The following is a 20,161-nucleotide window of genomic DNA, read 5'->3' as shown; positions in this document are numbered from 1 at the left end:
TTCAGGGTGCGACTAATCTGATGTGTATCAGTTTACGTTTAAAAGCCAACTAGGTTGGCGACATATTTTTTCAGACAAACTGATTTATGTACCTGAGGTACAATTAAACGCAACAGTTTGCTTTTTTGCCGATATAATAAGCCTTCGGCGTCGGCATAATTCTTTTGGGACCTTCCCGTATTATGTGAGGGTTTAATTGAATGATCATGTACAGAAATAAATCTGTCATGCACCAACTTTTACTCACAAACGATGGTTTCCGTGCGCTGACTATATCAAACCTTGAATCATCTGCCTATGGGCTAAGCTTATGTTTCTTGTGTAAAGCATAGCCTAAGTGGTCATTTATTAATCAATTTCAATCAATTTTTAGGTCATAGTAACTGTATGAATTCTACGCAACAATGGCAAAACGTCACGTGGTTTGAGGTGGATGAGCATCAAGATGGACAGCGAATCGATAATTTCCTGTTTAGCCGTCTAAAAGGTGTACCAAAAAGCCGCATCTATCGTTTGATTCGTGAAGGCCAGGTTCGCGTCAATAAAAAACGAATTAAGGCAGAAACTAAACTGGCCATTGGTGATCAAATCCGTGTGGCACCAATACGTTATGAACAAAAAGATGAATCTGCTGCACCGGTTTCTGACAAGGTCGCTCAAGGTCTGTTGGCACGTGTAATCTATGAAGATGAAGGCTTGATGGTTGTCAATAAACCTTCCGGGATTGCGGTACATGGCGGTAGTGGTGTGGCCTATGGCCTGATCGAAGGTCTGCGTGCTGCAACGGGTAAAAAATACTTGGAGCTGATTCATCGTATTGACCGTGATACATCCGGTCTGGTGATGATCTCGAAAAAACGTAGTGTGCTTAAAACCCTGCAAGATTTATTACGTGAGCATAAAATTAAAAAAACTTATGCGGCAGTCGTGAAAGGGCAAGTAAGTCTGGATAAGCAACTTATTGATGCACCTTTACACCGTTATGAGCTGTCTAATGGTGAACGTCGTGTCCGTGTTTCTAAAGAAGGTAAGGATTCGAAAACTCAGTGGAATGTAGCAGAACGCTTTATGCATGCAACGCTGGTCTATGCATCGCCATTGTCAGGTCGTACCCATCAGATTCGTGTACATGGTTTAAGCATTGGTCATCCGCTGGTGGGTGATGAAAAGTATGGTCATGAGACGGAGTATCGTGGGCCAAAACCACGCCGTTTATGTCTGCATGCCATGCGTCTGGAAATTCCAGGCTATCCAACCATTGAGGCACCTTTACCTGAAGATATGCAGAGTCTGGTTGCACAGCTTCGCGCGCAAAAAGCGGATAAGGTAGTCACACCTGCGGAAGATGATGAGTAAGTTAAACTTCTTATGTCTCTTTATTTATGACGATTTAGAGGCTAGGTTTCTCATCTAAATAGATGACAGGCGACATGGATGTCGCCGTTACTCTGTGGCATAGGGAAGTGCCATCAGAGTAACAAAGGATTTTTGCTACTTTTCATCCTTGAAAAGTAGATAATACCTATGCGAAAAGTAGCTGCTTATTGAAGTCAATTGTGGTGATTAATTAATTTAATACGTCTCTCCCTTGTGCAGCAGTGCTGCTCTTCTCCTGATAGGAGAGGACTCTAAAAGCTGAATCAAATCTAGGAAATCTTTATGAACTCACCTGTAAAACTGGTCATTTTTGATTGGGATGGCACTTTGTTTGATTCAGTTGCTCAAATTGTGGCTAGCCTGCAGTTTGCCGCGCAGCAATTTAATCAACCGCTGACCGATGCTGATGCCAAAAGCATTATCGGTTTAGGTCTGCCGGAAGTCGCGCAACGATTATTCCCAGCTGTGCCAGAATTGCATGCGGATATTTTGCAGGCTTATTCAGAACATTATGTAGCGAACTCGGTTGAGGATGCCTGGTTTGAAGGTGTATCTGAGATGCTATACGCATTAAAAGATCAAGGGATTAAACTGGCTGTCGCTACAGGTAAAAGCCGTAAAGGGTTGGACCGTGTATTAAAGCAGACCAATAGTCTGGAATTATTTCATGCGACTCGTGCTGCCAGTGAAACTCGTTCTAAGCCTCACCCATTAATGTTAGAGGAAATTCTGGCAGAAACTGGTGTACATGCCCATGAAGCGATTATGGTGGGGGATACCTCTTATGACCTGGAAATGGCGCTGAATATTGTCATGCCAAGTGTAGGCGTAAGTTATGGTGTGCATACGTCAGAGACTTTAGCGAATTTTAATCCGCTGTCGATTGTGAATGATGTCAGCAGCTTACATGAGTTTTTATTGGCTAAAGTCCAATGGAAGGAAGCGATTTAATTCAGTATGCTGGGTTTTATCAAATGACAGACAATTTATACAGTTTAAATGTCTGTCATTGAATTAAATTCGTGCATTTAGTCTAATCTTTTAGTCTAAAGCTGCAAACTTGATCAATTTGAACGACCAGAATTGTTGAGAATTTCACTCGGTATTTTTCTATTAAAATTAATCAAATTATTGTTTTATATGAATTAACATGAGAGATATTTATAGCTATTAGCTATAGCGAAAAATAAAATAACTATTGGCATTCATTCATTAATTTTCCGATTCTTAGACTGTTTATTTTTATGCTCTTTTCAGAATCCGCCACTTTTCCAAATTGCAGAACGTTTTTTGCTCTTGGTCTGGCTCGGTTCTGGATTCCAGCATAAACCTCATTTTTGCAGTTTAAGGAAACATTGATGTCGAATTCTGCTGTCGTTGAATCAGTTGCTCAAGCACTCCGTAGCGCTGAATTATCAAAAACTGCGATCACACCGATTCGCCCACAGCTGGGTGGCGAGAGTGCTGACGTGGATATCGCCTATGCCGTTCAGGAAGTGAATACAGCACGTGCATTGTCTGAAGGCCGCCGTCTGGTCGGTCGTAAAATTGGTTTGACATCGAAAGTGGTTCAAGCACAGCTTGGCGTAGATCAGCCTGACTTCGGTATGCTGTTTGCCGACATGGCCTATGGCGATGGTGAAGCAATCCCTGCAGGTTTGCTGATTCAACCGAAAGTTGAAGCTGAAATCGCCTTGGTCATCAAAGAAGATCTGACTAAAGCAAAACACACTTATGCAGACATCATTAGTGCAACTGACTATGCACTTCCTGCTGTAGAAGTGGTCGATAGCCGTATCGAAAACTGGAAAATCAGTTTAATCGACACCGTTGCAGATAACGCATCTTCAGCGGCTTTTGTATTGGGTTCACGTCCTGTGAAACTCGACAACCTTGATCTTGTAAATTGCAAAATGACCATGACTCGCGCAGGTGAAGTGGTGTCTCAAGGCGTAGGTAAAGCATGTCTTGCAAACCCGTTGAATGCCGCAGCTTGGTTGGCTGACGAAATGGTACGTCGTGGCCGTCCGCTGTTAAAAGGCGACATCATCTTGACGGGTGCCTTAGGTCCAATGGTTGTGGCGCAACCAGGTGATGAATTCAAGGTTGAAATTGAAGGCTTCGGTTCAGTAACCGCTGCATTCGCTGCTGAATAATCGAATATTGAGAGTACATTCATGAAAAAGATTAAATGTGCAATGATCGGTCCAGGTAATATTGGTACGGATTTGCTTTACAAGTTACAACGCAGCGAATGGTTAGAACCAGTATGGATGGTGGGTATTGACCCAACTTCTGAAGGTCTTGCGCGTGCAGCGAAAATGGGTTTAAAAACTACTGCTGAAGGTGTAGATGGTCTTCTTCCTCACGTTCTTGAAGATGACATCAAAATTGCATTCGACGCAACATCTGCATACGTACACGCTGAAAACAGCCGCAAGTTAAACGAACTTGGCGTGCTCATGATTGACTTAACGCCTGCGGCGATTGGTCCATTCTGCGTACCACCTGTAAACCTTGAAGCATTGCTTGCGGCTGGCGAAGTGCCAAACGTAAACATGGTGACTTGTGGTGGTCAGGCAACAATTCCAATGGTTGCTGCGGTTTCTCGCGTTCAACCTGTTGAATACGGTGAAATCATTGCAACTGTATCAACGAAGTCAGTTGGTCCTGGTACGCGTAAAAACATTGATGAGTTTACACGTACAACTGCAGGCGCAATTGAGAAAGTTGGCGGTGCGAAACAAGGTAAAGCGATCATCATCATTAACCCGGCTGAGCCACCACTGATGATGCGTGACACTGTTCACTGCTTGGTTGAAGGCGAGCCGGATCAGGCAGCAATCACTGAATCTGTGCATGCGATGATCAAGGAAGTTCAAAAATATGTACCAGGTTACAAATTAGTAAACGGTCCTATTTTTGACGGTAACCGTGTTTCTATCTTCCTGGAAGTAGAAGGTCTTGGTGACTTCTTACCTAAATATGCAGGTAATTTAGACATTATGACAGCAGCAGCTGCACGTACTGCAGAAATGTTCGCTGAACACGTATTCAACAAAGAAGAAGCTTAAGGAGCAACCACATGTCTAAGATTATTGTTCATGATATGACTTTGCGTGATGGTATGCACCCGCAGCGCCATCAAACCACCGTTGAGCAAATGATTGCCATTTCAACCGCACTTGATGATGCAGGCGTACCTTTAATTGAAGTAACGCATGGTGACGGCCTGGGTGGTTCATCAGTGAACTACGGTTTTGCTGCTGCAACTGACGAAGAATACCTGTCTGCTGTTGTGCCACGTATGAAGAATGCAAAAATTTCTGCATTACTTTTACCAGGTATCGGTACGGTTGATCATTTGAAAATGGCGCATGAAATTGGTGTTTCTACCATTCGTGTGGCGACTCATTGTACTGAAGCGGACTGTTCTGAACAGCACATCACCGCTGCACGTAAATTAGAAATGGACACAGTTGGCTTCTTAATGCTTGCTCACATGGCATCTCCTGAAAAATTGCTTGAAGAAGCAAACAAGATGGTATCTTACGGTGCAAACTGTATCTATGTGACTGACTCTGCGGGTTACATGCTTCCTCAAAATGTGATCGACCGCGTAGGTCACTTACGTCAACACCTTGACCCAAGTATCGAGCTAGGTTTCCATGGTCACCATAACTTAGGTATGGGCGTTGCGAACTCTGTGTCGGCTGTGACTGCAGGTGCAACCCGTGTTGACTTGGCTTCTGCTGGTTTAGGTGCAGGTGCAGGCAATACACCGCTTGAATTGTTTGTCGCGGTTGCAAACCGTATGCAAATGGAAACAGGTGTAGACTTGTTTAAAGTGCAGGATATTGCTGAAGACTTGATCATTCCAATGATGACGCATCAAATTCGTGCAGACCGTGATGCAGCAACTTTAGGTTATGCAGGTGTTTACTCATCATTCCTATTGTTCGCAAAACGTGCCGAAGCAAAATATGGTGTATCTGCGCGTGAAATTCTACTTGAGCTTGGTCGTCGTGGTACGGTGGGCGGTCAGGAAGATATGATTGAAGACTTGGCATTGACCATGTCTAAAGCGAAAGAGCTTCAAGCTTAATAGTTAAAAGCTAAATTTTAAAAAAAAGCGTCCGAAAGGGCGCTTTTTTATTTATTTGAATAAAATGAATAAGATATTAAAACGATGGAGTAAGATATTTTAATTATTACTATTTATTTTAATAAAATAATCACACAAATTTTCTTAAACATAAAAACGATAAATAAAAAGTTATTTTTAAATTATAAAAAAATAATGGCTGTTTATATAAGATAAAACATGGATTTATATTGATTATCTGGTTCATTTTTTATTTTAGTTAATTGTTTATAGATATAAGTCTTTTTCAAATTTCAGCATACTTATTCTATCTATAGAGATTAATAGAAAAATTTTAATACTGTAGTCGGATTTTTAAAAAAACTAGAGTTGAGCATGATAGCGGCATAGCTTAATTTGATTACTAGGAATAAGCCATGCGTCGTCAAAACTTATGGATAGCAATGCTTGCTGCGACAGCAACTTTAGGGACAACTGCAACGAATGCAGACTTTATTGACGACAGCAATGTTCAACTCAAATTTAAAAACTTTTATCTAGACCGTCAGTATCAAGATAACTACTCATCACGTAATTGGGGTTCTTGGTCACAAGGCGTGACTCTGGATGCCAAGTCCGGTTATCACGATATCGGTGGTGGTGTTCAGGTCGGTGCTGATGTACTGGTGCAACATGCAGTCAAACTCAATGGCCGTGATAAAAATCCGGACTGGGTTTTACCACACGATGGTAAAGAATCTAAAGATCATTTTGGTAAAGTTGGCGCAACCTTAAAAGCTAAAGTTTCTGAAACAGAATTGAAAGTCGGTGAACTATTGCCTGTATCTCCAGTGCTAGTATTTGATCCATCCCGCCAGCTCATCACTACTTATAGCGGTGCATGGTTAGAATCTAAAGAGATTAAAGATACCAAACTGACTTTGGCTTATATTGATAAAATTAATAACCGTTACGACAATCAGTTCCGTGACTTAACATTATTTGCGCCTGCGAAGGGTAAAAATTATTACGATAATGGTGAAGCATCTGATGGGATGTGGATTGCCGGTGTAGATCACCAGTTCACGCCTGAAATTGGTGGTAGCTACTGGTATGCAGATGTTCAAGACATCTACCAACAGCATTACTTGGGTGTGAATTACAAAACTGCGCTAGGCGAAAAAACCAAATTAGATAGCCATGTGCGTTATTTTGATAACTCGGAGTCAGGTGACAAACTGTATGGTGAGATTGATAATCAGGTATTGTCAGTAGGGGCAAAAATTAATCATGGTGCGCATACCGTAGGTCTGGGTTATCAGCAAATGTTTGGTGATACTGCATTTCCAACACTTGGCGGCTGGGTGCCACAGCCTTATCTGGTGAACTGGGGGGTTGCAACCTTTACTGCACCAGAAGAAAAGTCATGGAGTGTTTCTTATGGCTATGACTTCTCTGAAATGGGTGCAAAAGGCTTAAACGCAACAGCCGTGTATTTCAAAGGTTATGATGCCAAATCAGGTGATCAAAACTTCAATACGGATGAAGTGAATGCCATCGTGAACTACACTGTGCCAGAAGGTAAATTAAAAGGTTTGGGTGTACAGGCGATGTATATTGATGTGAATTTTGCCAATCCAGCAAAACCAGATCTTCAAGAATACCGTGTTGCCACCACTTATACGCATAAATTCTAATACCCGTATATTTTAAAAGCAGTCGGTCTTCTGGCTGCTTTTTGGTTTAAGCGTTCCATTGTTTCATTAAAGGCTTAGATCGAGTAGGGTTTTATTTTAAATTAATATATAAAACAAACACTTAAATTATATCTATTTTGTAGGGTGCAATCGTAATTTTGTATCAGTTTGCTGTGGCTGAGCGGTTAATATAAGGGTGTACACAAGTCATTTTAATGAGTCAACTTGACGTCGAATTCTTGAAAATAGAGGGACACGCAAGCGAAAGACTGTAAGAGGAAGCAATATGAGCACTGTTCAAATCCCTGACTATCAAACAGATCCATTCTTTGGCTTAGAAGACAAATGGATTGAAACCGCTGAAGGCGAGTTGACCCATTACCACGAAATTGGTGAAGGTACGCCTATTCTATTTTTACATGGTTCAGGTACGGGTGTGTCTGCTGCTGCAAACTGGTGGTTAAACCTGCCTTCAATTGGTGAACAAGCACGTTGTATCGCAATCGATACCATTGGTTATGGTCAAACCATGGTTGCACCAGGTACTGCTTATGGTATCCGTGCATGGGTGGATCATGCTGTACGTACTCTAGATGCATTAGGTATCGAAAAAACCTGGTTAGTGGGTAACTCTCTGGGTGGCTGGTTGGCATTCCAGATGGCACTTGATTATCCTGAACGTGTTCTAGGTATCGTGTCTATGGGTACTGGCGGTGCAAAACAGACTGCTGCACTAAAAGCACATGCAAACCCTGTATTAACTGAAGAAGGCATCAAGAAAACACTTTCTATGTTTGTCGTGAACAAAGACCTGATCACTGACGAACTGGTTAAAGTACGTTTTGCTTCTGCTGCAAATGACTATGCATCAAACCGTTTGATGGATGTAGTAGGCGCACGTGACCGTGACCGTTTCGAATTCCCATTAGACTTCGAAAAAATGAAAGACATCACTGTACCTGTATTATTGATTCATGGTACTCAAGATGTGGTCATTCCGGTTTCTCGTACTTGGGACATCCTGAACATCGTGCCAAATGCTGATGCACATATCTTCAGTCAATGTGGTCACTGGTCTCAAGTTGAAAAATCAGATGAGTTCAACACTGTGATCAAAAACTACCTGGCTGTACACGGCGTAAAATAAGTCGTACTCAGTTTAAAAAAAGGATGGCTTTGGTCATCCTTTTTTTCTTTCTAAAATATTAGATTTACAGCTGCCAAATGAACACCATTTCATTCAGTGAGTTTTTTAAACATTTTTAATGCTTTTTAGCTATTAATCAGAATTTCAAAAATTAAAAATGGGCCCTAGACTTCTTATTAGACTTAAGTTGTAAAAGAAGCCTAATTTGAGCAAAAATTAAACCTAATAAGCCATGGTCGGAGATGTTGGAAGCCATGCTAGACGTGGTCTGTCATAGGAAAAATGAATATAAAATGAAATTTTGATCAGAAAAAATAAAAACAAAAAAGCACACGTATTCTTAGAGGAAATTACGTGTGCTGCTATAAAAATAGAAAATTAATGTGGTTCGTCGCGGTTAATGTCTAGGTAAAATACGCGAGTCAGGAGTTCTAGGAACTTCTTCACTGCGACTGAATTACTATCCTTACGATAGCTAACATACAGATCTAAAAAGGGAAGCTCTACATCCAGCGGGCGGATCACGGTATTGTTCATGGTCAATGGCGCGATATAGCCTGGCAGGATGGTACAGCCCAAGCCCATACCAATCGAGTTGATGTTGAATAGGATATTATCAGCCTTTTGGACAATATTAAATTCAATACCATTGGCTTTAGCGAAGTCCAGGATAGCATTGTGCAGTATCAATGATTGTTCTGCTGAAGGAATAATAAAATCAATGCCATTGAGGGCTTTCACCGGAATACGGTCATATTTCGCAAGTGGATGATCTTTCGGAAGAATAAAGATCAACGGTTCACGAATGACAAACTGGCTTTCAATCTCGTCACTGTTGAAGTTATGACGGGTAAAGGTCAGATCTAGCTCACCTTTTTTGAGCAGTTTCATCTGTTCAGTGTTATTCAGGCTGAGCAGTTCAATTTTCAGGTCTGGATTTTGAACGCGCAGATTTGGCAGCACATAAGGGAAGATTTTCATCTCTGCTACAGGGACGAAACCGATGCGCAGCATTTGCTGCTTGGCCTGTGAGACCTGACGGGCCATGGTAATCGCTTTGTCAGCTTGTGCCAGCGTCAGGCGGGCCTGTTCTAGGAATACAGCACCTTCTTCGGTCAGTTCGACTTTACGCTTGGTACGGTGTAGCAGTTTGACACCGACATCTTCTTCCAAATCTTTGATTTGCTGACTAAGTGATGGCTGAGCCGTGTAAAGTTTGAGTGCTGCCTTACTGAAGTTGAGTTCTTCAGCCACAGTAATGAAGTAGCGGAGGTGTCGTAATTCCATATCATCAGCCCGTCGAGTAATCCAAAAAATGTCTTACTATAATTTCAGAAGAGTATAATCTATAAACAACTATGTCGTGAAGATTATTTTGTCATTTAGAAAGTAAATGCCTTGGAGGGATTGACTAGTGTTTTAATATAAAAATACACGCCTAGAATAATTGCTTAAAACTATTAATTGAAACAAAAAAAATATTTCCCCAAAACCGCCCTAAAATCCATCATCGTTGAAAAGTTGAGTCTATTACTTTGTGCCATAACTGGTCACAGGAGAGCTTTTCATGAGTGGAAAAATTGATGTGCGCGAAATCGACGCTTTAGTCGATGCACAAAATGGACGTATCACGCCATCTATCTATACAGATCCTGACATTTACGAATTAGAACTTGAACGTGTCTTCGGTCGTACATGGTTATTCCTTTGCCATGAAAGCCAAATTCCTAAGGCTGGCGATTTCTTCAATACCTATATGGGTGAAGATCCAATCATCGTGGCACGTCAAAAAGACGGCTCAATCAAAGCATTCTTAAACCAATGCCGTCACCGCTCTATGCGTGTGAGCTTCGCTGACTGTGGTAATACACGTGCATTCACTTGCCCGTACCACGGCTGGTCATACGGTATTGACGGTTCACTAAAAGACATCCCGCTTGAAGAGCGTGCTTACCCACATGGTGCATGTAAAGAGCAATGGGGTCTGGTTGAAGTTAACCGTGTTAAATCATACAAAGGCCTGATCTTCGGTTGCTGGGATGAAACGACTCCTGACTTAGAAGAATACATGGGCGATATCGCTTGGTACCTTGATGGTGTTGTTGACCGTCGTCCGGGTGGTACTGAAATCATCGGTGGTGTACATAAGTGGGAAATCGAGTGTAACTGGAAATTTGCTGCTGAACAGTTTGCATCTGATCAATATCACGCGTTGTTCTCTCACGCATCTGCGATCCAGGTACTTGGCGCGAAACCAGATGATGAATCTTCTAAGAAATTAGGTGCTGCACAAACTGCTCGTCCTGTATGGGAAACAGCTAAAGACGCACTTCAATACGGTTCACGTGGTCACGGTTCAGGCTTCTTCTTCACAGAGAAACCAGACGCAAACGTATGGGTTGACGGTGAAGTTGCGAACTACTTCCGCGAAACTTATGACGAAGTTAAAGAGCGTTTAGGTGAAGTACGTGCACTGCGTCTTGCAGGTCATAACACTATGTTCCCAACACTATCTTGGTTGAACGGTACTGCAACACTTCGCGTATGGCACCCACGTGGTCCAAACAAAACTGAAGTTTGGGCATTCTGTATTGCCGATGCTGAGGCATCTCAAGAAGTGAAAGAAGCGTTCGAACGCTCTGCAACTCGCGCATTCGGTCCTGCTGGCTTCCTGGAGCAAGATGACTCTGAAAACTGGATCGAAATCCAAAAAGTTTTACGTGGTTACAAATCACGTCAAAACAAACTCATTATGGAAATGGGTAAAGGCAACGAGAAAGTACGTGAAGATGGTATCCCAGGTATCACTAACTATATTTTCTCTGAAACTGCAGCACGTGGTATGTACCGCCGTTGGGCAGATTTATTGATTCATGAAAAATGGGAAGATGTTGAAGCTGCGGCTGACGAATACGAGAAGGAGCTTATGAAATGAGTCAAATCAGTTTAGAACTTCATCACCAAATTAGTCAGTTCCTGTATCAAGAAGCCAAGCTTCTTGATGACTGGAAATTCCGCGAGTGGTTAGACACGCTAGCTGAAGATATCTCTTACACGCTACGTACTACACCAAACGCTCAAACGCGTGACCGTCGTCGTTCAGTTGAACCACCTACTACCTGGGTATTCAACGATACGAAAGATCTTTTAGAACGTCGTGTTGCACGTCTAGAAACTGGTATGGCTTGGGCTGAAGAGCCTCCATCACGTACCACTCACATGGTGAGTAACGTGATCGTAGAGCCGACTGAAGTTGAAGGCGAATACGACGTGTACGTAACCTATTTGCTATATCGTACGCAAAAAGAGAAAGACATTGTCATTTACTGCGGTAAACGTCATGACAAGATCCGTAAAGTTGAAGGCGGCCTCGGCTTCCAGATCTTCAACCGTAAGATCACGCTTGATCAAGCGACATATAGCTCACATAACCTGAGTGTGTTCTTCTAATGAATAAGATTTTTGTTTGCCAAGTTGACGAATTAGACGAAGGCGAAGCGTTAAAAGTAGATTGTGGCGTAAACGGTATCGAAGCGCTGGCTGTATTTAACAATGGCGGTGAATTCTTCGCTATGAACGATAAATGCAGTCATGGTAATGCGTCAATGTCTGAAGGTTACCTTGAAGATGACGGTACTGTTGAATGTCCATTACATTCAGCTCGTTTCTGTTTAAAAACAGGTGAAGCACTTTGCTTACCAGCAACTGACCCAATTCAAACATTCCCAGTTGTACTTGAAGATGGTGCGTTATACGTAGAGATGGCAGGAGAGTAATCATGGGTTGGCTACAAGGCGAAGTTGCACTGATCACTGGTGGTGGTTCAGGTCTTGGTTGGGCACTGGTAGAACGTTTCCTGGAAGAGGGCGCACAAGTGGCCGTTCTTCAACGTTCACAGTCTAAAGTCGATGCACTGAACGCACATTTTGGTGACCGCGTGCTGGCAATCGCAGGTGATGTGGCCAGCTATGAAGACAACGTCCGTGCTGTTAAAGCGACTGTAGAGCGTTACGGTAAACTCGACTGTTTCGTGGGTAATGCCGGTATCTGGGATCACTATGCCGATATCGTCAATACTTCAGGTGAGCAGCTGGAAAAAGCCTTTGATGAGATTATGAGCATTAATACCAAATCTCTGATCTTGGGTGCCAAAGCTGCACTGGATGAGCTCGTGAAATCTGAAGGTTCGATCATTTTCACACTGTCAAATTCTGCACTTTATTCTGCAGGTGGCGGTCCAGTTTACACAGCATCGAAACATGCGGGTGTGGGCATTATGAAAGAACTGGCTTACGAACTTGCACCTAAAGTCCGCGTAAACGCCGTTGCGCCATCAGGTATGAATGTGAACATCAAGGGTGCTGCATCTTTGGGTCAGGAAAATCTTGGCCTGCTCGATGCACGTGATCCTGAGAAAATCGCACGTGGCATGCCACTGAATTTCTTACCTGAGCCGGAAGATATGACTGGTTCATATGTGCTCTTGGCATCTCGTCAAAATAACCGTCCTTTGACTGGTGTTCTGATCAATGCAGAATGCGGTCTGGGTATTCGTGGTCTACGTCAGCCACGTGCCGGTTTCTTTGACGAATAAAAATCTAGTCTGAAATGGACTTTTCGGCAGCCTGTTCTTTGCTGCCTTCCTTTTAAGGAGTCTCTCATGGACGTTAAACTTATTTGTGCATCGCACAGTCCTTTAATGGAATTTGCTTCACCGCAGGAAAAATGCAAAGAACAGGCTGTTCGTGAAGCGTTTGAAAAACTGTCTGCTGAAGTAAAAGCTTACGACCCAACCCTGATCATTACCTTTGGTCCAGACCATTTCAATGGTTTCTTTTATGACCTGATGCCAAGTTTCTGCGTGGGTATTCGTGCGACTGCTGCAGGGGACTGGGACTATGGTAAAGACAATGCACACATTGATGTACCAGAAGACAAAGCACTGGGCTTGGTCCGTCGTGTACTCGATGAGGGTGTGGACATTGCATATTCTTACCGTATGCAAGCCGACCATGGCGTGACTCAGCCATTGCACTTCCTGTGCGACGGCAAACTTGATCGTTATCCAACGATTCCAATTTTCATTAATGGCGCTGCAGCACCAATGCCAACCACGAAGCGTACCATCGCTTTAGGCCGTGCTGTAGGTCAGTTCATCAAATCTCTGAACCTTGAAAATGAGCGTGTACTGGTTCTGGGTACAGGTGGCCTGTCACATGATCCACCAACGCCGCAAATGGGTTCTGTACCACCAGAAGTGGAAGAGTTCCTGATTGCGGGTCGTAACCCGACACCTGAAGCACGTAACGCGCGTCAGTCCAAAATCATCGCAGTGGGCCAGAAACTGGCAGCGGGCGATACCTCTGTTGCAGTTCCTCTGAATGCTGAATGGGATATCGCATTGCTTGAAAAATTCAAGAATGCCGACTTCGCTGCACTTGAAGCTATGACTGAAGCTGAAATCCGCCGTGATGGTGGCCGTGGTGGTCAGGAAGTCCGTTCTTGGATGGCTGCCTTCGCTGCCTTAAGCGAAATGGGTGAGTATGAAATGACCACGCATTGCTATGAAGACATCAGCGAATGGATTGCAGGCTTCGGCATAGTATCTGCAGAGTTAAAAGGTTAAGAAAATGAGCAACGTAAACAACATCGTGATCGTGGGTGCTGGCCAGGCAGGTGCGAGCGCAATTTTAGAACTTCGTGGCAACAAGTATGAAGGCAAAATCACTTTAATTGGTGATGAAAGCCATCTTCCTTATGAGCGTCCACCGTTGTCTAAAGATGTGATTCTAAAACCTGAAGAGACAAAGATCGAAATCCTGTCAGAACAGAAACTGGCAGATTTAGGGGTGGAAACAATTCGCGGTAATGGCGTGAAAAAAATCAACGCTGAAGCGAAAACGGTTGAACTTCAAAATGGTGACGTTGTTGCTTATGACAAACTGTTGCTTGCAACTGGCGGTGCAGCACGTCGTCTGCCAAACTTCGATGCGTTAGGCAAACACGTTTATACGCTGCGTAACCTTGAAGATTCGCAAGCACTGGTCCCTGTATTGCAATCAGGCCGTCGTATTGTCTTGATTGGTGGTGGCGTGATCGGTCTGGAACTGGCTTCATCAGCTCGTTTCAAAGAATGTCAGGTAACTGTGATCGAAATGGGTCCAATGGTCATGGGTCGCTGTTCACCTCGTATTCTGAGCGAATTCCTGCTTGAACAACAACGTCTGGCAGGTATCGATGTTCGTCTGGAAACCAAAATTGCAGACTGCAAATTGGACGGTGAAGAAGTTGTGATTACCCTTGAGGGTGGCGAAGAGCTTCGTGCTGATGCTGTAGTTTATGGTATTGGTATCGTGCCAAATGCACAATTGGCTGTAGAAGCTGGCTTGGATGTTGATTTCGCGATTAAAGTCAATGAAAACTGCCAGACTTCAAATACAGACATTTATGCAGCGGGTGATGTGGCAACTCAACTTCGTAACTGCGGTAACCACCGTCGTGTAGAAACTTGGGAAAATGCCAACCTTCAAGCAGGGATCTTTGCGCGTCATGTTATGGGTGTTGAACATCCGACGCCTAACCCAGCATGGTTCTGGACTGATCAGCTGGATATCAACTATCAGTTTGTTGGTGATATGGCAGCGGCTGAATGGCAGGTGCGTGGCGAGATTAAACCTGAACTGCGTGCTGAATCATCATTCGTATTGTTTGGTGTCATCGATGGTGTGATCGTTGGCGGGATTACCGTGAATGCAGCCAAAGACATGCGTCACCTGAAAAAGCTGATCAGCAAACAGGCGGCTTTTGAGGCTGACAAATATCTCGATCTGAGTCAGGATCTTCGTAAGCTGGTAAAATAATCCGGCGATACGGCAGGGCAGACCTTGGGTAACTTTGGTCTGCTTTTTTATGGCTGTTTTATTTTCTTGTCGAGACATGAGCGCAATGTGCATGGTGATTTGTACATGACTTTGTGTCGGTAGGTCTTACTTTTTAAAGTTGATAAGAATCCTCAAAATCTATTTTTGAGTTCGAAGGGCAAAATCCTTTTCATTGTTTGGGTGTCTCTCTTCGTTCCGTGGTGACATCCAGGTCGTCATCCTCATTATTTCAAGATGGGTTTGAATAAAGATGCCTTCATTTTATGGTTTTCAAATTTAGTTGAGTTGTCTATGAGTTCAAACTCATCTCCCATGATGGTTACCGCCAGTATCTATGCCTTGCTGGTGCTGATCTGGGCCACCACGCCGCTGGCGATTGTGTGGAGTGTGGAAGAAGCCCATCCCATGTGGGTGCTGATTATCCGCTATTTCGGGGCGTCGCTGATTGCGCTGTTTTTACTGAAACTGATGCGTGACCCGTTGCCGCTGGATGAAACTTCACTCAAAAGTTATGTGGCGGGCAGTCTGAACCTGATTGGCGCACAGCTATTTATTTATCTGGCAGCCAATTACTTGACTTCGGGTTTAATGGCGCTGATTTTTGGTTTTTCCCCGCTTATTGCCGGTTTAATTGGCCATGTGATTTTAAAAACCCAGAAACTGGTGGCCCTGCAATGGCTGGGCATAGCGGTGGCCGTGGCTGGGCTAAGTTATGTCTTTGCCGACTCGGCAGACAGTAAGGTCAACCCGATTGGAGTGGTGCTAATGTTAATTAGCATGGTGTCGTATATCAGCTCGATTTTCTGGGTCAAACAGATTAATGCGCCACTGAGTCCGATGTCACAGGCCACCGGTTCCTTATAGGTCTCGGCGCTGGGTTCAATGCTGATGTTGCCGTTCATCTGGTCACATATGCCAACTGAATGGCCGGGCTTGCAAACCATGATTGGCTTTTTGTTTACCATAATCATGTCTTCGATTGTGGCAATGCTGTGTTATTTCTGGCTGATTCGCTGTCTGGCTGTCTCTACTGTCTCTTTAAGTAATGTGATGACCCCGATTATCGCACTGGTACTCGGAGCGACCCTGAATCATGAGCATATCAGTGCGCATGCGGTGGCCGGGATTGCAGTGGTGATGCTGGGCATTGTGATGTTTTCTGGAAAGACTGGCAGCGTCAGTATTTCTCCAAATGGTGACAGCACAGGAAGCCATGCGTTTCCTGCTGTTTTGGCTTTTGCTAAAAACAACAAAAACATAAAACAAAATATTCCACAATTTTGGATACTATGCATATTGCATCGGCACTTGCTGTCCTGTGTAATGAAGACTTAATAAATCACAGGATTTGCTCTACGTGCTTCAATTTTTATCGGACTGACATGAATCAAAACGCGGAACCTAAGCATTTTCAGCTACCAACCGAAACATGTTGGTCACACGCCTGGCGTCAGCCTGCTTTGCAGTTTTTACCTTCCCGGCATTATAACGGTGCCCAGTTTTTCAATCCGGTGCCGGCACCCGAAGGGCTTAGCCGCAGTGATTTGCTGAAATGGCTGTTACAGCGTAAACGCAATAGCTGGACCGCAGAAAACACACCAGAGCAGCCCGCTGAAGGCAAGCGTCCAATTCCGCAGGAACGTCCGAATGCCAGCCTGGATGACTGGCAGATCTGGTTTGTGGGACATGCCACCGTTCTGATTCAGATTGGCCCCTATAATTTCCTGACCGATCCGGTCTGGTGTGAATATGCTGGACCGCAGCAGGGCAGAGGTCCGAAACGGATTTGCCCGGCTGGAATTGCCCTGGAAGAGTTACCAACCATTCATGCGGTGCTGCTGAGCCATAACCATTATGACCACATGGATCTGGCCACCCTGCGCTGGTTACATGCCCGTTTTGCCATGCCAATTTATACCGGACTGGGCAATAGCTGGTATTTGCCAAAAAACTTTCATGTGGTGGAAATGGATTGGTGGCAATCGGCGCTGTTTAATGAATTAAAACTGGTCTATATTCCGGCACAGCATGGTTCAGGCCGTGGTATGCGCGACCAGAACAGCGCACTCTGGGGTGGTTTCTCGATTCTGCATGGTGAAGATCACTGCTTCTTTGCCGGAGATACCGGTTATTCCTCCCATTTCAAGGAAATCCATGCCCGTATTGGTGCACCACGAATTGCGCTGTTACCGATTGGCGCCTATGAGCCACGGGACCTGATGCGTTATATGCACATGAATCCGGAAGATGCTTTTCAGGCGCATAAAGACCTGCATTCCAAATGTTCGCTGGCCATTCATTACCGTACCTTCCAGCTCACCGATGAAGGCCGTGAACAGCCGGAAGTCGATTTGCAAAATGCCATGCGTAAATCCTCAAAACTGATGAATCCGTTTTATTGCATTCGCGAAGGCAAGAAGCTGATTGTTTAAGTTTAAATCCTGCAACAAAAAACCACCCGAAGGTGGTTTTTTTATGGCTTGAACTCTCTGTGTAGAGGCTTAGAGCACGCCTGGCTGACCCAGCGCAGGGTCGGTGGCTCGAGCGGCCTGAGCATCTGCCACGGTTATCCCCAAGGCTTGGGCTACACCTTCGCCGTAGGCCGGGTCACACATAAAGCAGTTACGGATATGACGGTACTTGATAAAGTCATAGGCATCGCCCATGGCACGCGCAGTATTGTCAAACAGCGCCTGTTTCTGTTCAGGATTCATCAGGTTGAACAGGGCACGCGGCTGGCTAAAGTAATCGCTGTCATCTTGACGATAATCCCAGAAATCGGCATCGCCACGGATTTTCAGTGGTGGTTCACGGTACTGTGGCTGTTCCTGCCATTGCTGGAAGCTGTTTGGCTCATAGTGTGGCAAGCCGCCATAGTTGCCATCCATACGGCCCTGACCATCACGGCGGTTAGAGTGGACCGGACAACGGGCTGCGTTTACCGGAATCTGGGAATGGTTCACCCCCACGCGATAACGCGCAGCATCGGCATAGTTAATTAAACGTGCTTGCAGCATACGGTCTGGTGAATAGCTGATCCCCGGCACCAGGGTACTTGGTGCAAAAGCGGCCTGCTCCACATCCTGGAAATAGTTTTCCGGGTTACGGTTCAGTTCAAACTCACCGACTTCAATTAATGGATAATCACCTTTTGGCCAGACTTTGGTCAGGTCAAACGGATGATAAGGCACGGTTTCCGCTTCGGTTTCCGGCATGATCTGCACGAATAGGGTCCATTTCGGGAAATCGCCACGTTCAATTGCATTAAACAGGTCATTTTGGCTGCTTTCACGGTCCTGGCCAATCAGTGCTGCGGCTTCGGCATCGGTCAGGTTTTTAATGCCCTGCTGGGTACGGAAATGGAATTTGACCCAGAAACGTTCATTGTTGGCATTAATGAAGCTGTAGGTGTGGCTGCCAAAACCATGCATATGACGATAACCATCTGGAATACCGCGGTCTGACATGACAATGGTCACCTGATGCAGCGCTTCTGGTAACAGGGTCCAGAAATCCCAGTTGTTGTTGGCGGAACGGACGTTGGTTTTCGGGTCACGTTTTACCGCTTTGTTCAGGTCCGGGAACTGGCGCGGGTCACGGAAGAAGAACACCGGTGTGTTGTTACCGACTAAATCCCAGTTGCCTTCTTCGGTATAGAATTTTAGTGCAAAACCGCGAATATCACGTTCGGCATCGGCTGCACCGCGCTCACCGGCCACTGTCGAGAAGCGGGCAAACATTTCGGTTTTCTTGCCGACTTCAGAGAAAATTTTGGCGCGGGTATATTGGGTAATGTCGTGAGTCACGGTAAAGGTTCCGAATGCACCTGAACCTTTGGCGTGCATACGACGTTCAGGAATCACTTCACGAACAAAGTTCGCCAGTTTTTCATTGAGCCATAAATCCTGGGTAAGCAATGGACCACGGGCACCGGCGGTCATACTGTTCTGGTTATCGACCACCGGAGCACCGGCATCGGTGGTGAGGTGGGTGACCGGACATTTTTTAAAGTCTTGGCTCATTATCGTTCTCCGTTATTGTATTCATGTGCTGACGTTGGACACGGGCTGGATTCTCCAGGCAGGTGACATCCCATGAAATTAACCGTTATCAAAGTCATCAAAAAACCAACCCAGCCCATCATGGACATCTGCCTTGCAACGACTGACTGGGCAGGATGGCGATGGATAAAAAACATAAAAATGTAGCTTGGTTCTCATTTAATGTAGACCGAGTACCGCAGTTTTTCAAATGGATAAAACGATTAGTGCTCAAAGGAATAATCGATAGCTTAAAGTTTTGATTTCTGAGTGTTTTGGTCGGATTTTGTTGAGATGAGCCGGGCTAAAAACGGCTGGATGGCCAGTTCAATATCGGCCTGCAGTTGCGGCCAGTCCTGAAATGTGGGCTGGATTAACAGGGTTTGTGAAATAAAGCCATAACTGATGCGATGCAGGTTTTCGGCACAGCGCAAGCGTTCGTGGGTTTCAGGTATATAGCGGCTTAAAATCTGCTGCCAGCTGTCCAGCATCAGCTGATAATGCTTTTGATAGGCCTGTTCGCTCGACAGGCTGCGTTCCAGTAAAAACACACTGGCCCACAGCCGCTGCTCGCTGCGGATACGGTCAAGCTGAAAGTGTAGTAGAGCCAGTATATCGCTGCAAATATCACCAGTTGTGGATAACTGCGGTGGTGGCTGGGTATAACTGCGTAGTGCCTCGGCATGCTGGATAATCTGCTGGTGGATTACCCAGGCCAGCAAATCTTCTTTCTGGGCAAAGTATTCATAAAAGGTGCCCAGACCGACGCCGGCCAGTTCGGTAATCTCACGGATGGTCAGTTGTGCGGGTGTCTGCTGCTGCAAAAGCCGAACAACACTGTCCAGCAGGGCCTGCTGGGTCTGTTTGGCCCGGGACTGGCGAGGCTTGCGCCGCAGCTGTACAGAGGGGGAGGTCATGACTGAAAACCGAACATG

Annotated in this window: 17 protein-coding genes and 1 pseudogene; 15 read left to right on the top strand and 3 right to left on the bottom strand. The window is 44.9% G+C overall.

Annotated elements, in window-relative coordinates:
• Positions 1-387 precede the first annotated feature (387 nt).
• The 7 genes from BK820_RS09610 (at position 388) to BK820_RS09580 (ending at position 8,305) form a co-directional block, all read left to right on the top strand.
• Positions 388-1,356: an RluA family pseudouridine synthase gene (locus tag BK820_RS09610; RefSeq protein ID WP_008305495.1), complete on the top strand. Its 969-nt coding sequence runs from the start codon at positions 388-390 to the stop codon at positions 1,354-1,356.
• A gap of 303 nt (positions 1,357-1,659) precedes the next feature.
• Positions 1,660-2,328 (top strand): HAD-IA family hydrolase, encoded by a 669-nt coding sequence (locus BK820_RS09605; protein ID WP_071320780.1) that lies wholly within the window; start codon positions 1,660-1,662, stop codon positions 2,326-2,328.
• A 407-nt stretch (positions 2,329-2,735) separates the two neighbouring features.
• Positions 2,736-3,533: a 2-keto-4-pentenoate hydratase gene (locus BK820_RS09600; RefSeq protein ID WP_071320779.1), complete on the top strand. Its 798-nt coding sequence runs from the start codon at positions 2,736-2,738 to the stop codon at positions 3,531-3,533.
• 21 nt (positions 3,534-3,554) lie between these two features.
• Positions 3,555-4,451, top strand: coding sequence for an acetaldehyde dehydrogenase (acetylating) (locus tag BK820_RS09595; RefSeq protein WP_004729408.1), 897 nt, complete (start codon positions 3,555-3,557; stop codon positions 4,449-4,451).
• An 11-nt stretch (positions 4,452-4,462) separates the two neighbouring features.
• Positions 4,463-5,482, top strand: a complete 1,020-nt coding sequence (gene dmpG / locus BK820_RS09590) for a 4-hydroxy-2-oxovalerate aldolase (RefSeq protein WP_071320778.1) — start codon at positions 4,463-4,465, stop codon at positions 5,480-5,482.
• Positions 5,483-5,898: 416 nt separating this feature from the next.
• Complete coding sequence (locus BK820_RS09585; protein WP_071320777.1) at positions 5,899-7,158, top strand: OprD family outer membrane porin; 1,260 nt, start codon at positions 5,899-5,901, stop codon at positions 7,156-7,158.
• A 286-nt stretch (positions 7,159-7,444) separates the two neighbouring features.
• Positions 7,445-8,305 carry an alpha/beta fold hydrolase gene (locus BK820_RS09580; protein WP_071320776.1) on the top strand — a complete coding sequence of 287 codons (861 nt, stop codon included), beginning with the start codon at positions 7,445-7,447 and terminating at the stop codon, positions 8,303-8,305.
• A 378-nt stretch (positions 8,306-8,683) separates the two neighbouring features.
• On the opposite strand, the gene hcaR is transcribed toward BK820_RS09580, so the two are convergent.
• Positions 8,684-9,592, bottom strand: coding sequence for a DNA-binding transcriptional regulator HcaR (gene hcaR / locus BK820_RS09575; RefSeq protein WP_071320775.1), 909 nt, complete (start codon positions 9,590-9,592; stop codon positions 8,684-8,686).
• 280 nt (positions 9,593-9,872) lie between these two features.
• On the opposite strand from hcaR, the gene hcaE reads away from it, so the two are divergent.
• From hcaE to BK820_RS09535, 8 genes and pseudogenes are all read left to right on the top strand, one after another.
• Positions 9,873-11,240, top strand: a complete 1,368-nt coding sequence (gene hcaE / locus BK820_RS09570) for a 3-phenylpropionate/cinnamic acid dioxygenase subunit alpha (RefSeq protein ID WP_071320774.1) — start codon at positions 9,873-9,875, stop codon at positions 11,238-11,240.
• Positions 11,237-11,755 carry a 3-phenylpropionate/cinnamic acid dioxygenase subunit beta gene (gene hcaF, locus BK820_RS09565; protein ID WP_071320773.1) on the top strand — a complete coding sequence of 173 codons (519 nt, stop codon included), beginning with the start codon at positions 11,237-11,239 and terminating at the stop codon, positions 11,753-11,755. The genes hcaE and hcaF overlap by 4 nt, the downstream gene beginning before the upstream one ends.
• On the top strand, positions 11,755-12,081 hold the full coding sequence (gene hcaC, locus BK820_RS09560; RefSeq protein ID WP_071320772.1) for a 3-phenylpropionate/cinnamic acid dioxygenase ferredoxin subunit: 327 nt from the start codon (positions 11,755-11,757) through the stop codon (positions 12,079-12,081). The genes hcaF and hcaC overlap by 1 nt, the downstream gene beginning before the upstream one ends.
• A 2-nt stretch (positions 12,082-12,083) precedes the next feature.
• Entirely contained in the window at positions 12,084-12,899 is an 816-nt protein-coding gene (hcaB, locus tag BK820_RS09555; protein WP_071320771.1) for a 3-phenylpropionate-dihydrodiol/cinnamic acid-dihydrodiol dehydrogenase, read from the top strand.
• Positions 12,900-12,965: 66 nt separating this feature from the next.
• Positions 12,966-13,931, top strand: a complete 966-nt coding sequence (locus tag BK820_RS09550; protein WP_008303345.1) for a 3-carboxyethylcatechol 2,3-dioxygenase — start codon at positions 12,966-12,968, stop codon at positions 13,929-13,931.
• A 4-nt stretch (positions 13,932-13,935) separates the two neighbouring features.
• Positions 13,936-15,165: a 3-phenylpropionate/cinnamic acid dioxygenase ferredoxin--NAD(+) reductase subunit gene (gene hcaD, locus BK820_RS09545; RefSeq protein WP_071320770.1), complete on the top strand. Its 1,230-nt coding sequence runs from the start codon at positions 13,936-13,938 to the stop codon at positions 15,163-15,165.
• Positions 15,166-15,477: 312 nt separating this feature from the next.
• Positions 15,478-16,385, top strand: a pseudogene (locus tag BK820_RS09540) (DMT family transporter).
• 183 nt (positions 16,386-16,568) lie between these two features.
• Entirely contained in the window at positions 16,569-17,618 is a 1,050-nt protein-coding gene (locus tag BK820_RS09535) for an MBL fold metallo-hydrolase (RefSeq protein ID WP_071320769.1), read from the top strand.
• Positions 17,619-17,687: 69 nt separating this feature from the next.
• Here the strand turns inward: BK820_RS09535 and BK820_RS09530 are convergent, their stop codons facing one another.
• On the bottom strand, positions 17,688-19,208 hold the full coding sequence (locus BK820_RS09530; RefSeq protein WP_071320768.1) for a catalase: 1,521 nt from the start codon (positions 19,206-19,208) through the stop codon (positions 17,688-17,690).
• A 269-nt stretch (positions 19,209-19,477) separates the two neighbouring features.
• Entirely contained in the window at positions 19,478-20,143 is a 666-nt protein-coding gene (locus BK820_RS09525) for a TetR/AcrR family transcriptional regulator (RefSeq protein ID WP_071320767.1), read from the bottom strand.
• Between the last annotated feature and the right edge of the window lie 18 nt (positions 20,144-20,161).

The sequence above is a fragment of the Acinetobacter sp. LCT-H3 genome, assembly GCF_001866125.1.
Lineage (GTDB): Bacteria > Pseudomonadota > Gammaproteobacteria > Pseudomonadales > Moraxellaceae > Acinetobacter > Acinetobacter schindleri.
Note: the sequence above shows the minus strand (reverse complement) of the source record. Positions and strands in the feature narration are given on the sequence as shown.

What these genes read in the sequence shown, in the direction of transcription:
- BK820_RS09610 (WP_008305495.1), top strand. Translation starts at nt 388, where the DNA reads ATGAATTCTACGCAACAATGGCAAAACGTCACGTGGTTTGAGGTGGAT.
- BK820_RS09605 (WP_071320780.1), top strand. Translation starts at nt 1,660, where the DNA reads ATGAACTCACCTGTAAAACTGGTCATTTTTGATTGGGATGGCACTTTG.
- BK820_RS09600 (WP_071320779.1), top strand. Translation starts at nt 2,736, where the DNA reads ATGTCGAATTCTGCTGTCGTTGAATCAGTTGCTCAAGCACTCCGTAGC.
- BK820_RS09595 (WP_004729408.1), top strand. Translation starts at nt 3,555, where the DNA reads ATGAAAAAGATTAAATGTGCAATGATCGGTCCAGGTAATATTGGTACG.
- dmpG (WP_071320778.1), top strand. Translation starts at nt 4,463, where the DNA reads ATGTCTAAGATTATTGTTCATGATATGACTTTGCGTGATGGTATGCAC.
- BK820_RS09585 (WP_071320777.1), top strand. Translation starts at nt 5,899, where the DNA reads ATGCGTCGTCAAAACTTATGGATAGCAATGCTTGCTGCGACAGCAACT.
- BK820_RS09580 (WP_071320776.1), top strand. Translation starts at nt 7,445, where the DNA reads ATGAGCACTGTTCAAATCCCTGACTATCAAACAGATCCATTCTTTGGC.
- hcaR (WP_071320775.1), bottom strand. Translation starts at nt 9,592, where the DNA reads ATGGAATTACGACACCTCCGCTACTTCATTACTGTGGCTGAAGAACTC.
- hcaE (WP_071320774.1), top strand. Translation starts at nt 9,873, where the DNA reads ATGAGTGGAAAAATTGATGTGCGCGAAATCGACGCTTTAGTCGATGCA.
- hcaF (WP_071320773.1), top strand. Translation starts at nt 11,237, where the DNA reads ATGAGTCAAATCAGTTTAGAACTTCATCACCAAATTAGTCAGTTCCTG.
- hcaC (WP_071320772.1), top strand. Translation starts at nt 11,755, where the DNA reads ATGAATAAGATTTTTGTTTGCCAAGTTGACGAATTAGACGAAGGCGAA.
- hcaB (WP_071320771.1), top strand. Translation starts at nt 12,084, where the DNA reads ATGGGTTGGCTACAAGGCGAAGTTGCACTGATCACTGGTGGTGGTTCA.
- BK820_RS09550 (WP_008303345.1), top strand. Translation starts at nt 12,966, where the DNA reads ATGGACGTTAAACTTATTTGTGCATCGCACAGTCCTTTAATGGAATTT.
- hcaD (WP_071320770.1), top strand. Translation starts at nt 13,936, where the DNA reads ATGAGCAACGTAAACAACATCGTGATCGTGGGTGCTGGCCAGGCAGGT.
- BK820_RS09535 (WP_071320769.1), top strand. Translation starts at nt 16,569, where the DNA reads ATGAATCAAAACGCGGAACCTAAGCATTTTCAGCTACCAACCGAAACA.
- BK820_RS09530 (WP_071320768.1), bottom strand. Translation starts at nt 19,208, where the DNA reads ATGAGCCAAGACTTTAAAAAATGTCCGGTCACCCACCTCACCACCGAT.
- BK820_RS09525 (WP_071320767.1), bottom strand. Translation starts at nt 20,143, where the DNA reads ATGACCTCCCCCTCTGTACAGCTGCGGCGCAAGCCTCGCCAGTCCCGG.